This is a genomic window from Streptomyces sp. NPDC046197 (assembly GCF_040646295.1).
In the GTDB taxonomy this organism is placed as follows: domain Bacteria; phylum Actinomycetota; class Actinomycetes; order Streptomycetales; family Streptomycetaceae; genus Streptomyces.
The window spans coordinates 2,485-17,987 of sequence record NZ_JBEYZY010000057.1 but is presented as its reverse complement, the minus strand read 5'-3'; the positions used below and the strand labels follow the sequence as shown (position 1 = coordinate 17,987).

The window sequence follows — 15,503 nt, the reverse complement described above, 5'->3', positions numbered from 1 at the left end:
CTCAGTTCGCGTTCGGTTCATGTTCAGTTCGCGTTCGGTTCGCGGTGACGCGGAGGGCGGTCAGGTGGCGGCGCCATGTCTCGACGTCGGCCCCGTCGAGGACCGGGGCTCGGCCGGGCCGGCGCATGGGGAGCACCTTGGAGCCGACGATGACGGTGTCCCAGGGATCGACGTCGCTGCCGTGGTTCCAGGCCCACTCCAGTAACTGACGTGGGTCGGCGGCCGTGCCGGGGCCGAGGCGACGGGAGAGGGCCTGGCGCAGCCGTTCTACGGCTGGTTCGAAGTCGAGGTCGCGGGGCTTGGTGGCGGCGTACAGCCGGTCGGCCAGCTCCAGGGCGTGCCCGGTGTGGTCCGCGTCCGCCAGCGCGGACCGGAAGAGGCGGGCGCGACCGGCGTCGTCGAAGTGGACGGCCAACTCCCTTAGTAGGTCGGCCGGTTCGTCGGGGGTGTGCACCAGGTTGAGCAGATAGCTGTAGCGGCCGAGGAGATGGCGGAGCTGGCCGGGCACCCGTGCGTCCGGGTCGGTGGGTCCCTTGAGCCGGGTCAGTTCGACGCAGGCCGGTACGTCCAGAGGGCGGTCGGCGCGGACGACCAGGACGAGGGCGTCGGCATCCTCCAGGAAGAGTGCGGCGAGCCGCCTGCGGTGGGGGGTGGCGAGGTTCCACTGGAAGTACCACAGGGAACGGATCATGGTCCGGGTCAGCCGGGTGACCGCCGCGCCGACGATCCGGAAGTGCCGCTCGGTCAGCCACTCCACGGCCGCCTCCAGCCTGCGGGCCACCACGGCGTCCGGCTTCAGCAGGAGCGCGGCGTGACGATGTGCGAAGCCGGGGACGTCGTCCGTGAGGCCGAGGAGTTGTTCGTAGCTCTCCTGGTAGTAGGTGTCCGCACCGTACAGCTGCTGTTTGGCGGGGTGGCAGGTGAGCAGGGGCGAGACCGGAATGCCGTGCGCGGGCTCGGGGTGAGCGGGGTGGTGCGGGTGGTTCGTCACTGGGTGCTCCCGTTGGTTCGGGGGGCGGCCGGTTCCCGGGGCAGGGGCGGGCCGAGGTAACCGGCCTTGAGGCAGTGGTCGAGGAGACGGCGCAGGTAGGTGCGGCCGCGCGGGGACGCCGGACGGCCGCCGAAGGCGGCGGCCTGTGCGTCGTCGAAGTGGATGCGCCGCCGGAAGAAGGTGTCGTAGAGGGAGATGACGCGGTCGTAGTAGGGGCGTTCGCGGTCGGGCAGGGCCGCCGCGGAGAACGCGGACGGGGGGACGAACCTCGGCACCAGGAACGACGGGTAATCGGCGAGGACGTCGGAGAAGTCCCGCAGGGTCAGCTCATGGCCGACCGCGTGGAGGGTGTGGCCCTCGGCGTCCTCGAAGCGGATGGCGGCCTCGGCCACCAGGTCGGCGACGTGGTCGACCGGAACGAGGTCCAGGACGGCGTCGTAGTGGCCGGGGGCGGTGCGCAGCAGGCCCCTGGTGAAGACCTTGAGCACGGGATAGATGGTCTTGAAGTCGCGGACGCGGCCGGTACGGGCGGCGCCGGTGATGATGCTCGGGCGCACCACGGTCACCGGCAGACCGTCCGCGGCGGTCTTGCGGACCAGGGTCTCCGCGGTCAGTTTGCTCTGCTCGTAGTCGTTGCCGGGGTGTTGGCCGACGTCGAGTTCGTCCTCACGTGCGGTGCCGTCGCGTTCCCCGCACACGTAGGCGGTGCTGACGTGCACGAGTGGGGTGTGGTCGGCGAGGGCGAGGTCCAGTACGTGCCGGGTGCCCTGGACGTTGATGCTGTGGTACCGCTGCTGGGGCAGGCCGAAGTCGGTGACGGCGGCGCAGTGCACGATCCGGTCGGCGGCCCTGGCGAGGCGTCGGTGGTCGTCGGTCAGGCCGAGACCCGCGCGGGTGATGTCGCCGGTGATCGGGGTGAGGGCGCCGGGCCCGGGGGTGAGCTTTCTGCCGTCGTTACGGACGAGATCGTCCGCGCTGTGCAGCAGGGCCAGCACGGTGTGGCCCGCGGCGGTGAGACGGGCGGTCACTTCCGCGCCCACGAAACCGCTGGCGCCGGTCACCAGCACCGTCATGGCGTCGGCCATCGGTCGTTCCTCCAGAAAGTGCCCGTGATGGTGGACGTGCGGGTCGCCCGGTGCGGGCGTTGCCCTCGTACCGCGGGGTGTTGCAGGCCCGGTCGTCACAGGGTCTGATGGGGCTGGGCGCCGTTACTGGCCAGCAGGTCGCGGGCCTCCTCGATCGGCAGTTCCGCGTCGAGGTGGGTGCCGATGCGCAGCCAGTCGTATCCGAGTTCCAGGGTGGCCCGCCAGGTGTCGGCGGAGTCGAAGGACGAGGGGAAGGCGTCGGCGCCGGCGGTGCCGCGCACCAGGGCAACGAAGGCGCGCAGATCCGCGAGCATCGCGTCGCCGCGCTCGGCGGAGTCGATGGTGCGGCGCAGCAGTTCCTCGGCGCGGGCCCGGATCGGCTCGGTGGCCGGCGGCAGCAGGCCGAAACGGCGCACGAGGTCGAAGTCGGCGGGCAGCGGGTTGACGCCGTACGCGCTGAAAAGGCCGCGCAGCGCGGCGTGCACGGCGCGGCGGGCGGTGAGTTCGGCGACCCGCCATTGACCGCGCCGGCGGGCGCCCGTGAGGTCCTCGAGGGCGTTCTCGACGACGACGTTGGCCCACACCAGGGTCATCGCGGCGGCGGCGAACCGCTCGGCGGGCAGCGGCACCAGGTCGACGGCGTCGGGGGCGCTGACGGCTGCTCCGCGTACCGACAGCAGCGGCTGTGCGGTGGAGGGGGGCGGCGTGACCGGGCCGGGCGGGGCGGCGAGCGGCAGCGACGGGGTGATGGTGCCGGCGCCCTGCCACGCCAGACGGACCAGCCCGTAGCGCAGGAACTCGGCCAGCAGCGGGCCGGGGTCGCGCACGCCGGTGTCCTGGGCCGTGGCGAGCACGCGGGGCAGCGACCGGCCCGGAACGAGAGAGCGCCAGACGGCTCCGGCGCGGTCGCCGAGGGCGAACACCTCACGGCGGCGGCGGATGACGTGGACCCGTTCGCCGGTCTCCCAGGTTGTCACCCCGGCGACTCGTTCGAGGGTGATCCGATCGGGACTCCCGGTGACACCGGTCAGACCGAGGTCGGCGGCGAAGCCGAGGCAGGCGGACAGGTGCGCGCGGGCCGAGTCCGGGTCGCCGAAGGCGGGGGCCGTGGATTCCAGCTCCCAGTACCGGTCGCGGACGTCGGGCCGGTCCGCCCGGTCCAGTTGCATGGACAGCCACTTGGGCTCCAGATAGGTCTCGCCCCGGGTGGCCGCCCACGCCTTGACCGCCTGGACGAGTCCGGCGCGGGTCCAGTCGGCCCCCTCGCCGGCCGCGCCGAGGCAGAGGAGTGCCGTGGCGTGCCGCAGTGAGTGGCGGGCCCGGTGTGCCCACCAGTCGTGGGCGATGCGGGAGAAGTGCTCGGCGGTCATGAGTGCCTTGATCTCGTCGACCATGGCGTGGCCGCGCAGCGGATGGCTGTGCAGCAGCCGTTGACAGCGGTTGAGCAGGTCCTCGGAGACCCGGCGCGGGCGGGTGGCTCGCTCGTTCAAGATCTCCAGCTGGTCTGCGAGTTGGTTCACCGAACGGGTACGGATCTCCACCCGGCGGCCGTCGACGAAGAGCAGCGAGGGCATGGTGGGCAGGTCGTCCTCGGTGCGGCCGATGAGCAGGAAGTCGATGTCGGAGGCGGGGTTGCCGAACCCTTCCGCTATGGAACCCTCGAGCACCACGGCCCACTCGGCGTGCCGGGGCAGTTGCGCGAGTGACTTGTCGACCAGGCCCTGCAGTTGGTCCTCGGTGAGGATCACGGATGTGTCTCCGTCCTTCGGGTGTCCGGGTTCACGGATGTGCCGTCGGCGGGCGGGTCGGGGACGATGGTGACCGTCCCGGCGGCGCCGTCCACGCGCAGCCGTGTACCGGTGCGGATCTCGGTGGTGGCGCCCTTGACCTGGACCACGGTCGGAATGCCCAGCTCCCGTGCCACGACGGCCACATGGGTCAGCGGGCTGCCGCGTTCGATGACCAGGGCGGCGGCCGAGGGCAGTGCGGCCACCCAGCCCGGGTCGGTGCGGTAGGTGAGCAGGATGCCGCCGCCGATGTCCCGCGGGGTGTCGGTGACCACCGCCGGCCCTTCGGCGACACCGGGGCAGCAGGGGGTGCCGCGCAGTTCGCGGGCGCCGCTGCGGGCGGCGGGCCCGCTGGTCCAGCCGGCCCGCTCCAGATTGCCCGACCAGTACGGAGCGCCGCGGGTGGTGAAGCGGGACGGGGCGTGTACCCCGGCGTCCGCGGCGAGTTGCCGACGGCGCAGTGCGGTGAGCTCCCTCAGTTCGGCGTGGGCGATCAGGCCTTCGTAGGCGCCCTCGACCTCGTCCAGCCTCAACATGAACACGTCAATCCAGGAGTCGATGGCCCCGGCGCGGGCGAGGTCGCGGCCGATCGCCCGCAGCATGCGCTTGGCCGCGCCGAAGGCACGGGTGCGGCAGAACCTCAGCCGTTCGCGGTCCGCGAGCGCGGCCCGGGCCTTGCGCCGCACCCGCTCGTACACCCAGCGGCGAGGACCACGCAGATGCCGGTCCAGGTAGGCGTCGGCCTCGCCGACGCGGTCGCCCGGCCCGGCCCCAGGGGTAACGGCCAGTGCGTCGCGCAGCAGAGTGAACAGCCCGGCCGGGTTCTCGCGCAGGTCGGGAACCTCCAGCTTGAGTTCGTCGGGGCTGCGGTAGCCGTACTCGGCGACATACGCGTCCACCGCGGCCAGTACTTCGGTGTGGCCGCCGTCGCGCAGGGCCCGGTAGGCATCGTCGTCGGAGGTACGCTCCAGCAACTCCCGCACCTCGTCGTCGAGGCGCACCCGCGCCGCCACTTCGGCCAGCGCCCACACCGGTTCGGCGGACTCGACATCGCCGCCCGGGGCGGCCGCGGCCCAGGTGAACCAGTCGGGGGCGTCGGGCAGCCACCTGCGGGTGAGGAGGGCGAGCACACCGACGGAAAGCAGGATCGTGGCGTCCAGGACCTGCATCGGACCCCATTTCTCGATCAGTTCCCGCTGGAGCCGACGGAAGCGGCGGTAGGTCTCGTCACCGGGCAGCGCGTCGTAGTCGACGTCGTTGAAAACCGCGTACGCCCGGTAGAAATCCCGGTGGAAGGTCTCCACGGATTTCCGGATGGCCAGGAACCTTCTGGCGAAGACCACGGTACGGGCCAGTCGCGAAATCCGGCCGCGCAGCCCCGTCGGGGGTGTGAAGGGATGAAGTGCGTCGGCGGTCTCGTCAGAAATGCTCTCCGCGACACCCAGCGATTTCTCCAGCACCCGGCGGTTGAGCGGGTACAGCGGCGCCAGGCGCACCATGCGGTACCAGTTGTACAGGTTGTAATAGACCCGTCCGTGGATGTAGCCGAGCAGATGCGGGGTCCACTCCTGTACCTCCCGCAGCCGGGCGCCCCTGACCCCGAGGGCCCGGGCGTAACTCTCGTACACCTTGGCGTAGGTGTCGGCGGCGAAGCTGTAGGTGAGGGGGGAGACGACACCGCTGAAGCTCTCGATGATGTTGGAGTTGTCCCACAGCCGCAGCTCCCCCTCGGGCTCCGGCCCGGCGGCGAGGGCGGTGATCGGGCGGCTCTGCACTATCCACAGGGTGCTGTCGGCCATGGCCCACTCGATGTCCTGCGGGGCTCCGAAGTGTGCGGTGGCGCGCACTCCGGCCCCGTGCAACCGGGCCAGGTCCTCGGCGGTCAGGCACAGGCTCCCGCGGTCCTCGGGGGCGACCGGCGACACCTCACAGCCGGGTCCGGTGCCGGCGTCGTAGCGCTCCCGCTTGTCGCCGATCACGGTGCTGAGCGGCTCGCCGCCGGCGGCGTCCATGACGACGGTGTCGGCGTCGGCCGCGCCGCAGACCAGTCCTTCGCCCAGACCGTGGACAGCGCTGACCACATGGCGGTCTCTCCGGCCGGCCGTAGGATCGGCGGTGAACAGCACCCCGCTGCGCTCGGCGGGCACCATGCGCTGCACGATGACCGCGACGCCCCTCGGGTTCGGCGGCAGTCCGCGCTGGGCGCGGTAGAGCAGGGACCGTTCGGAGAACCCGGAGGCCCAGCACCGGCGGACATGGGCGATGACCTGGTCGAGGCCGGAGACGTTGAGGAAACTGTCGAACTGGCCGGCGAATGAGTGCTCCGCGCCGTCCTCCTCCGCCCCGGACGAGCGGACGGCCACCCGGCCCCCGCCGGCCTGCCGGTAGGCCAGGGCGCAGGCGGCGGCGATGCTCTCGTCCAGGGGCGCCGCCCCGATCAGTGCGGTGATCTCGTCGGCGATCTCCCGGGCCCGGCCTTCCCAGCCCCCGGCGAACAGGCCTGACAGTCGCTCGTCCAAACCGTTGCCGCGAATGAACTCCGCGAATACGTCGAGGCCGATCACCGACCAGCTCGGTACGTGAAAGCCGGACTTTGTCAGGGCGTAGAGGTTTCTCCCCTTTCCGCCTGCCCATTCGGCGATTTCGGACTCCTCGCTCGCAGCCGTGAGGACGCGAAGGCACGAATGATCGGATCCCGCGGTGAGCGACAACTGGATTCCCTCCAGAGGATTCTGGCTCGACTCACAGGAGGTATCACGGTGTGGCGGGTAGAAACCTCCGCATCGGCCAATCCGGGTTTGTCGCTGAACATTTCCGGCCATTCACCAGCGGATCGCTCCCTGTCCGGGAGGGCGAACAGGGGCGACACCTCGGCCGGGGTGCCCCAGCGGGCCGCCGCTCGGCGATGCTGGGTGACATGGTGAAGGTTCTCGGTGTCGACGCGTGCCCGGCCGGGTGGGTTGCGATCACCCTCCATGACGGCCGGTTCGCGCAGGCAGGCCTCGTTGTGGGCCTGCGATCCCTGCTCTCCGGGGCAGCGGACCGCGGCATCGCCGTCGTGGCCGTGGACATACCGCTCGGCCTCCTGGAGAGGGGGTGGCGACGCGCGGACATCGAGGCCTCCGGCCTGTTGGGCGGCCGGAGGGGCAGCGTCTTCCGGGTGCCACCGCGCGCGGTGTGGCAGGAGGAGCAGTACGAGGCCGCCAACCGCCGGTGCCGTGAACTGACCGGTAACGGACTGAGCCGCCAGAGCTGGGGACTGGCCCCCAAACTGCGCGAGGCGAATGGTCTCCTGGCCGATGCCTCGGGCGACCGGCTCTTCGAGGCCCACCCCGAGGTCTCCTTCCGGGCCCTGGCCGGCGGCACACCCCTGGCGCACCGCAAGAAGAGCTGGGCCGGACAGATGACCCGCCGTTCACTCCTCGCCGCTGCGGGGATCGTACTCCCGGACGAACTCGGCGAGGCCGGACACGTGCCACCGGACGACGTACTGGACGCCGCGGCCACGGCATGGACGGCGCACCGGATCGCCCTGGGCCGCGCCCGCAGCCTCCCCGAGCCGCCGGAGCACGACGCCCGGGGCAGGCCGATCGCGATCTGGTACTGACGCGCCGCCCCACCCGCGCGCTTGCGGAAGCCACTCGTCGGCCCGGCCCCTGATCCACCGGTCCGCCCGGCCTGCCGCGGCGTGGGCAGCAACGTACTGCTGTTCAATCGGGTCGCTTTCCTGCGGCAGGACCACATTGGGCCGGTAGCATGACGGCTTGTCAGTTGCCGGTCATTGCAGCAGTACGACAGGGGGGCGGGATGGCGGGCATCGGCCTGGCCGCAGCAATCGAGGAGCTGCGGCAGGAGCTGTACAGGGCGCAGGATCTGGGCGCCGGCCAGCAGTTCGCTTTCGGAATCGAAGAGGCGGAACTGCAGTTGTTGCTCGAGTTGCGCAACTCCGGCAAGGCAGAGGGCAAGTTGACCTTCGGCGTGGCCACCGTCGGCGCGGGCGGCGAACACTCGACCGTCCGCACACACAAGCTGACACTGCGTCTCTCGGTCCGGGACCGGGCGCTGGCCGGCGCCACCCCCGAGATCAACGACCAGGACACCGGGGCTTGGGACGAGGAGTGAGATGGACCCGCGCAGACTCGCGCTGGTTCGCAGCGGCACCGCCAGGCAGCACCGCAGTGTGGGCTCGGGTTATCTGATCGCCCCCCGCCTCGTCCTCACCGCCCGTCATGTGCTCATGGACAAGGACACCGGCGCCCTGTGGCCGGAGACCCGGGTATGGGTGGGGCACCCGCGCGACGGTGAAACGGTACTGACCGGGGCCGGTCTCGTCTGGGCCCACCCACAGGGCCTGGACGTGGCCCTCCTCCTCACGCATGACGAGGTGGAGGTGCCGGGCGGCGTCCGATGGGGCCGCCCGGTCGGCAAGGCCCCGCTGCGGTACGAGGGTCTCGGCTTTCCCGTGGCCTCGGCCGTGGACGGAGGCCGCGACGCCGAGCACCTGCGCGGCATGCTGCCGCCGCTGTCCGCAGGGGCCCGCGACCTCTACGTCCTGGAACAGGACATCGCGCCCGACCCCCTGGACGATGACCGAAAGCCATGGGGAGGTGCCTCCGGAGCCGCGGTCTTCTGCGACGAGCACCTGGTCGGCGTGGTGATCCAGGACTACCAGTCATACGGAAACCGACGCCTGCGTGCCTGTCCGGCTCGCACCTTCACTCAGGACCCCGAATTCCACGCACTGCTCAAGGAGTACGCCGACGGTCCGCCGCGACTGACCGAGATCGGCGCGTCCCTGCCGAGGGCCAGGCCCGTGACCGAGCGCACTGCAGCCGAGCAGGAGCTCGAAAGGCTGCTGTGGCCACTCCTCGGGGACCAGGGCACCTGTTCGGTTCACACCCAGGTCCTCGCCCACCAGCTCGGCTATGCACTGCCGGCCGGCTACGCGCCGTCCGTACCCGATCTCGTGGCCCTGCTGGCCGTCCATCCCCGCGCCCTGGCCTCCCTCAGCAGCACCGTGGCCGAGGCGATCGCCGACGAAGGCTCACGCGGCCGGTTGACCGCCCTCCTCGCCCACGCCCGAGCCGCCGGGCTCGGCACACTGCTGTCGCTGGAGGAGTCCGAACTCCTGCTGGGGATGCTGCACGACATCTGCAAGGAGCACCCCGCCCTGCTGCCCCGGGCCGCCCGGGAGAGTCTGCGCTACTCGTGGCTTCCCGGGCCGCTGGCCCGCACCCAGCTCGGCGTGGAGGACCTCGAGCAGGTCGTCGGCGACCTGGAGGCCGTCTCCGACAGCGAGCAAGTACCGGACGGAACACCACAAGTACCCGCCCTGCTCAGACTCGCCGAATACGTGGCCGCCGCCGTCGGGCTGGAGCAGAGGGCAGAGCTGCACAGGTGGTCCGACCGCGTCGCCACTCGCATCGGGATCCACCCGACGGCCCTCGCCGAGCGCCGGTTCGACGCCCAACGCTGGGCCGCCCAGCAGCCGTCGGCGGTCTCCCGGATCCTGCTCGAACTCACACCCGCTCAGGAAGCGTCGGAGGAGCGCTACTTCTTCCGCATCCTGCTCGTCCGATCGGACGGGTCCCAGACCCCGCTCCACGAGGCGGAGAGCACTCCGAAGCAGCCCGAGGAAGTGGCACGACGCCTGCGCGACGCCGTGGAGACCGCGGCCACGGAGCCCGGTCTGACGCATCACGCCCCGCGCGTGACGGTCCTGGTCGACCGCAAGGGCCTGCATCTGCCCGTCGACGAATGGAACCCGGGAGCCCCCAACGACTTCGTGCCCGACCAGCCGATCGGCGCCGAGTTCTCGATCACCCTCAGCTGTCCGGAGATGAGCGCCCTGGTGAAGAGCCGCGAGCGTGAACACCGCCGGCGCCAGGAAAGCGGGCACCAGGCTCCGCTGGTCGTGGACGAGAGCTGCGGCACCCGGCAACGCGTCAGACGGCTGCTGGAGACGAGCCATCGCAATGCCACCCAAGTGGTCCTTCACGGCCCCCGCGAACAGCGAACTCGCCTCCTGGAACTGTGCCTGGCCTACGGCGTCCCCGTGGTTCTCTGGGACCGTGAGGCAGCCTGTTACGAGGATGCCGCCGGGCTGCACCCGCTGGATCCCACCGGCCCGCTCGCCGACCTGCCCGAGCGGGTGCGCGTCTTCCGGGGCGAGGTTTTCGACTGCCCGGAGACGACCCCGGTACGCCCGGCCCTCGTGTGGGAGGAAGGCGGCCGGCACCCGGAGCCCGAGTCGCTGCAACTGAGGGACCCCAGGAAAGGAGCCCACGCCTCGTGACCGCCGCACAGCCCGGGACCGAAGACCACCCCCCGACCCCCGGCAACGACTGGCGACTGTTCCGCGGTGACGGAGATTCCCGCGAGGTCGCCTTCCCACCCCCTCCGCCATGGCGCCGCTTCGGCCCGCAGGAGGCGTCGCCGGGACGGCAGTCCCCCCGCCCCCGGCCCTACCTCATCGACCCCGCCGAGGCCGACGTCGTCAATGCGGCGCTGCACCTGCGCAGGCCCCTCCTCGTCACCGGCCACCCGGGCACCGGGAAGTCCTCCCTCGCGCACGCCATCGCACACGAACTCGCCCTCGGCCGCGTTCTGCACTGGCCGGTCAACAGCCGTTCCACCCTGCAGGACGCCCTCTACCAGTACGACGCCGTCGGCCGGCTCAGGGAGGCCAATCTCCGCCGTAGGGCCGCCACCCCCGAACTGGGTATCGGCCATTACGTCCGCCTCGGTCCCCTGGGCAACGCCCTCGTGTCCCAGGAACGCCCCCGGGTACTGCTCATCGACGAGCTGGACAAGGGTGACGTCGATCTGCCCAACGACCTGCTCACGGTCTTCGAGGAGGGTGAGTTCGAGATCCCGGAGCTCACCCGCCTGCCCAGCGACCAGTCTCCGGTCCACGTCCAGACCGACGACCCGGATGTCCCCACACCGGTGACGCGCGGCCGGATCCGCTGCCGGGAATTCCCCGTCGTGGTCATCACCAGCAACGGTGAGCGGGATTTCCCGCCCGCCTTCCTGAGGCGCTGTGTCCGCCTGGACCTTCCCGAGCCCGACGAGGACCGGCTCCGGGACATCGTCGCCGCACATCTCGGCCAGGAGGCGCTGAGCGACATCGACGACCTGCTGGAGGAATTCCTCAGCCGGCGCGCACCCGGCGAACTTGCCACCGACCAGCTCCTCAACGCGGTCTTCCTCCGCAAGGGAGGCGTCGACCTGAACGCCGGCCGCCTCATCGACGCCGTCCTGCACCAGCTGGGCGGGGCGGTCTGACGGCATGCTCGGGCGCCTGAGGGACGTACTGACGGCCAGTGGCGTGGCCCTCTGCGAGGAGGAACTCCTCGACGTCCTGTGGCTGGCCGGAAAGCTGCCCCGGGCCGACGGACCCCTGGCACGGGCGGTCACACCCCCCGCCCCGTCCGGACGGGCCGTCCCGGACCCCGAGCACCCCTGCCCCGACTCCCCCGCCCTCGATCCGCCGGCCAAGGACACGCATCCGGGGACATCGGAAGGCCGTCAGCCCGATCTGCCGCTGCACGCGGCGCCACAGACGACCCCGCGCCAAGCCGCCGACGCGACGCCGCACGGCGCGCTCCCCGTCCGTGCCCCGGATCGTCGCCTCCTGGACGCTCGAGAACTCCGTCTCGGCAAGTCCCTCCGGCCCCTGCGGCAGCGGTTCCCCGACCGCCGCCACCACGAGATCGACATCGCGGGGACCGTGGCCGCCATGGCCGAGACCGGTCTGCCGGAAACCGTCACCCGCCCGGCACGGAACCGCTGGCTCTCCCTCGCCCTCCTGGTCGACGACGGAGTCTCCATGGTCCTCTGGCAACGGCTGGCCACCGAAGTCCGTACGCTCATGGAACGCGCGGGCGCCTTCCGCGACATCCGCGTGTACGGGCTCGACACCCGCAGCCCGCGGGCTCCCCGGCTCAGCAGCCGCCCCTACCAGGGCAGAAAAGCAGGCCTCGCGCCCGCAGGCATCAGCGACCCCACCGGGGACACGCTCGTCCTCGTCATCAGCGACGGCGTCGGCGACGCCTGGTGGGACGGCCGGATGCGCAAGGCACTCGATTTCTGGGCCAGACGGGGCCCCAGCGCCATCGTCCACGCACTGCCCCCACGCCTGTGGGCAAGCTCCGGCATCACAGCCCAGGAATGGCAGATCACGACCTGCCGCCGCGGCGGCCCGACCACGGCCTGGCACGTCACGGATCCAGTCCTGCCTGCGGACCTGGTCAGCGTCCCCACCATCCCGGTCCCGGTACTGCAGCCCTCACCCGCCGCCATTGCCGAATGGTGTCGCCTGATCGCCTCGCCCAGCGCCACCGCCCTGCTCCCCCTCTGGCCCGGGGGCCAGGACCTGCCCGCCCGCCCCTACGCCGACACCCGCCACACCACAGGAGCACAGGCTCTGCTCCGATTCCGGTCGGCTGCATCCCCCGAGGCCTACCGCCTCGCCGCGCACCTCGCCGCCGTCGCCCCCGTCACCCCACCGGTGATGCGTCTCGTCCAGAGCGCACTGGGTCCCCCGACCGACATCGGCCACCTCGTGGAGGTCTTCCTCGGTGGCCTGATGCACCGGTCGGACGCCGACGCCCCGGCACGCCTGCCACACCAACAGCACTTCGACTTCTCCGAGGACGTCCGCGGCGTCCTGCTGAGCACCGTTCCTCCGCGCGAGCTGTTGCGTACCACCCGGGCGATCGGCGACCACCTCGAGGCCGGCGTGGGCCGCTCGCCCAGCTTCACGGCCTGGTTGGCCCATCCCACCGGATCCTTTGAGGTGGGCAAGCCCGACCGCTCCTTCGCCCAGTTGAACCAGCGGCTGCTGCGTCGCCTCGGGGTGCCGCCGGTTGCAGAGCGGTCCGCCGACTCGAACCGTCAGCGCCCGCAGCAACACGCTCACCTCAAGCCGGTCCCAGCGGCCCAGACCGGGGAAAGCGCCGCCGAGCCGAGACGATTCCTGATCGCCACGGCCGTGTCCCGCCATCCCATGTGCCCCCAGGGGGACCGACCGGGCTTGGTGGAGGCGCGTCAACGCGTCATCGACGTGTTCACCCACGAGCTGGGCTACCAGCATCACTCCCAGCTCGGCCCGGATCCCACCCGCATGCAACTACTGGACCAGTTACGGGCGTTCTGCACGTCGGCCGACCGGCGGGAGGACGACTTGGTGGCGGTGTACTTCGCAGGCCACGGGGAAGTCCTCGACAGCGGCGACCATGTGCTGTTCACCGCCGACACCGACCCCGCAGCTGTCGCCCACACCGCGCTGTCGACGCAGGAGCTGGCCGGGGTGATGCTGCGGAACACCCAAGTACGGCGCCTGCTGCTGATTTTGGACACCTGCTACTCGGGGGGAAGCGGCAACGGGCCGGCCGCCACCGAGCTGAACCGGGTCGTCAGCGAGCAGTGGGGGCAGGCCGTCGGCTCGGGGCTGGTCGTGCTTTCCTCCGCCCAGCCGCATCAGCAGGCCGAGGCCGACCTCTTTCCCCGTCAGCTCGCCGAGGCCGTGGGCCACAGGGACACGGCCGGGTCCGGCCACGAAGCACTGTCGGTGTCCGCCGTGGTGCAGCAGATCAATCACCACCCCGACCGACCAGCCTTCCAACGCATCAGTCTCTTCCAGGGACTGACCGGCGAGCCCCCCGCCTTTCTGGCCAGTCCACGCCACGGCCTTGTGCCCTCCGGTGCGGACCTGGCCGCCCGGCCGGGCGCGGAGCCCGACGAATACGCCCGGCGACGCGAAACCGAACTCACGGCACGTCTGCTGACGCACGCCATGGGCCACGACGGCGATGCCGCCAAGAAGTGGTGGTTCTACGGCCGTCGCCGGGCGCTGGCTGATCTCACCGCCTGGCTGCGCGAGCCTGCCACGGACGGCCGGTCGGCCTGCCGGGTGGTCACAGCGGGCCCCGGTTCGGGCAAGACCTCCGTACTCGGCGTCATCGCCGCACTGGGCGACCCCGAACACCGCCGCACCGTACCCGTCGACGCTCTCGGCCTCGACCCCCAGGAGATCCCGGACGCGGGAGCTGTCGACGTCGCCGTGGACGCCCAGAACCTCACCGACACCGACGTCCTGCGGGCGCTGGCCGCCGCCGCACAGGTGGATGCCCGCACCGTCGGCGAGCTCCTCGAGGCTCTCCCCACTCCTGACCACCGGAGAGCGCCGTTCACCGTCATCATCGACGCGCTGGACGAGGCCGCCACGCCTGACAGTCTGTGTTCGGAGATCGTCCGGCCGTTGATCGACCATTCCGACGGGCGAATCCGCCTGCTGCTGGGCACCCGCCGCTTCCTGCTGGACCGCCTGGCCATCACCGCAGGGCAGGTCATCGACCTCGACGACGCCCGCTACGCCGATCCGCAGGCACTGCAGGCCTACACCGCTCGCACACTCCTCGAAGCCCATCCCTCCTCCCCCTATCGGCGCAGCCCCGAGGCAGTGCGGCCGGTCGCGCAGGCAGTCGCGACAGCTGCCGGCACGTCGTTCCTCGTCGCCCGCATCACCGCGAGCGTCCTCGCCTCGGCCGATCACGTCGTCCCGGACCCCTCGGACCAGGCATGGCGGGCCGGCCTGCCACGCCACGCCGAACAGGCCATGCGCGAGGATCTCGCCCGCCGTTTCGGCGTCGGCGCCCTGCGCGCCATCGACCTCCTGCGCCCCCTGGCCTTCGCCCAGGGCGGGGGCCTGCCCTGGGAGAACATCTGGGCTCCTCTGGCCACTGCGATCTCCGGCCGTGGCTACACGGACGAGGACCTGCTGTGGCTGCGGCACACGGCCGGCTCCTACGTGGTGGAAACCACCGAGTCCGGGCTGGAATCCACCGAGTCCGGCCACTCCGTCTACCGCCTTTACCACTTGGCCCTGGCCGAGATCCTGCGCGACGGCGTAGACCTGCGGGCCGTGCACGCGGCCTTCGTCGACGTCCTGCTCGAGCGGGTGCCCCACCGCGTCGACGGAACCCTCGACTGGTCCCGCGCCCACCCCTACGCTCTGGCCCATCTGGCCTTCCATGCCGCCGAGGCCGAACGTCTCGACGATCTCCTGGGAGACGCGGAGTACCTCGTCCACGTCCCTGCCGTCAGTCTCGCGCCGCACCTCAGCCGGGCGCGCAGCGAACCCGCCCGCCTCGCCGCAGCCGCATACCGCACCTCCATGGCCTTCCACGGCGCCGCCACCCCTGCTGCACGTCGTGAGGTCCTCGCCCGCGATGCCGCCCGCACAGGCGCCACCGCGCTGCAACACCAGCTGGACCGCTCCGTCCGGCAAGCCGTGCGGTCCCGCAGAGCGGCAACCGGCAGATCCTTCTTCTCGGCCCGGCCCGAAGCACTGGCCGGCCACGTCGGACCGGTCCATGCCGTGGCGTGCACGGTCCTCGACGGCGGGCCCACCGCCATCACCGCAAGCCACGACCAGACAGTCCGCGCATGGGACCTGCACACCGGCACCCAACTCTTCCAAATGACCGGCCACACCGGACCCGTCCACTCCGTAGCCTGCACGGTCCTCGACGGCAGGCCCACCGCCATCACCGGCAGCCGGGACCAGACAGTCCGCGCATGGGACCTGCACACCGGCACCCAACTCTTCCAAATGACCGGCCACACCGGACCCGT

The 15,503-nt window shown here is 71.4% G+C and carries 9 protein-coding genes; 5 read left to right on the top strand and 4 right to left on the bottom strand.

Annotated elements, in window-relative coordinates; genetic code table 11:
* Position 1 precedes the first annotated feature (1 nt).
* The 4 genes from AB0A61_RS38670 to AB0A61_RS38655 form a co-directional block, all read right to left on the bottom strand.
* Positions 2-991, bottom strand: a complete 990-nt coding sequence (locus AB0A61_RS38670) for a nucleoside-diphosphate kinase (RefSeq protein ID WP_361303617.1) — start codon at positions 989-991, stop codon at positions 2-4.
* Positions 988-2,076 carry an SDR family oxidoreductase gene (locus AB0A61_RS38665; RefSeq protein WP_361303614.1) on the bottom strand — a complete coding sequence of 363 codons (1,089 nt, stop codon included), beginning with the start codon at positions 2,074-2,076 and terminating at the stop codon, positions 988-990. The genes AB0A61_RS38670 and AB0A61_RS38665 overlap by 4 nt, the downstream gene beginning before the upstream one ends.
* 95 nt (positions 2,077-2,171) lie before the next feature.
* Positions 2,172-3,824 carry a nucleotidyltransferase domain-containing protein gene (locus AB0A61_RS38660; RefSeq protein WP_361303611.1) on the bottom strand — a complete coding sequence of 551 codons (1,653 nt, stop codon included), beginning with the start codon at positions 3,822-3,824 and terminating at the stop codon, positions 2,172-2,174.
* Positions 3,821-6,685, bottom strand: coding sequence for a phosphoenolpyruvate synthase (locus AB0A61_RS38655; RefSeq protein WP_361303608.1), 2,865 nt, complete (start codon positions 6,683-6,685; stop codon positions 3,821-3,823). Before AB0A61_RS38655 ends, AB0A61_RS38660 begins: the two co-directional genes overlap by 4 nt.
* 95 nt (positions 6,686-6,780) lie before the next feature.
* On the opposite strand from AB0A61_RS38655, the gene AB0A61_RS38650 reads away from it, so the two are divergent.
* From AB0A61_RS38650 to AB0A61_RS38630, 5 genes are all read left to right on the top strand, one after another.
* On the top strand, positions 6,781-7,470 hold the full coding sequence (locus tag AB0A61_RS38650) for a DUF429 domain-containing protein (protein ID WP_361303605.1): 690 nt from the start codon (positions 6,781-6,783) through the stop codon (positions 7,468-7,470).
* 200 nt (positions 7,471-7,670) lie between these two features.
* The gene (locus AB0A61_RS38645) at positions 7,671-7,985 is read left to right on the top strand and encodes a trypco2 family protein (RefSeq protein WP_361303602.1); all 315 of its coding nucleotides are present in this window, start codon (positions 7,671-7,673) and stop codon (positions 7,983-7,985) included.
* 1 nt (position 7,986) lies between these two features.
* Positions 7,987-10,158, top strand: coding sequence for a hypothetical protein (locus tag AB0A61_RS38640; RefSeq protein ID WP_361303599.1), 2,172 nt, complete (start codon positions 7,987-7,989; stop codon positions 10,156-10,158).
* Positions 10,155-11,150 carry a MoxR family ATPase gene (locus tag AB0A61_RS38635; protein ID WP_361303596.1) on the top strand — a complete coding sequence of 332 codons (996 nt, stop codon included), beginning with the start codon at positions 10,155-10,157 and terminating at the stop codon, positions 11,148-11,150. Before AB0A61_RS38640 ends, AB0A61_RS38635 begins: the two co-directional genes overlap by 4 nt.
* 4 nt (positions 11,151-11,154) lie before the next feature.
* On the top strand, positions 11,155-15,503 hold a 4,349-nt coding region (locus AB0A61_RS38630; RefSeq protein WP_361303593.1), incomplete at its 3' end, for an SAV_2336 N-terminal domain-related protein.

Bases quoted from the DNA above. Each gene is read 5' to 3' on its own strand.
- AB0A61_RS38665 (WP_361303614.1), bottom strand. From the start codon at position 2,076: ATGGCCGACGCCATGACGGTGCTGGTGACCGGCGCCAGCGGTTTCGTG.
- AB0A61_RS38655 (WP_361303608.1), bottom strand. From the start codon at position 6,685: ATGGCCGGAAATGTTCAGCGACAAACCCGGATTGGCCGATGCGGAGGT.
- AB0A61_RS38650 (WP_361303605.1), top strand. From the start codon at position 6,781: ATGGTGAAGGTTCTCGGTGTCGACGCGTGCCCGGCCGGGTGGGTTGCG.
- AB0A61_RS38645 (WP_361303602.1), top strand. From the start codon at position 7,671: ATGGCGGGCATCGGCCTGGCCGCAGCAATCGAGGAGCTGCGGCAGGAG.
- AB0A61_RS38640 (WP_361303599.1), top strand. From the start codon at position 7,987: ATGGACCCGCGCAGACTCGCGCTGGTTCGCAGCGGCACCGCCAGGCAG.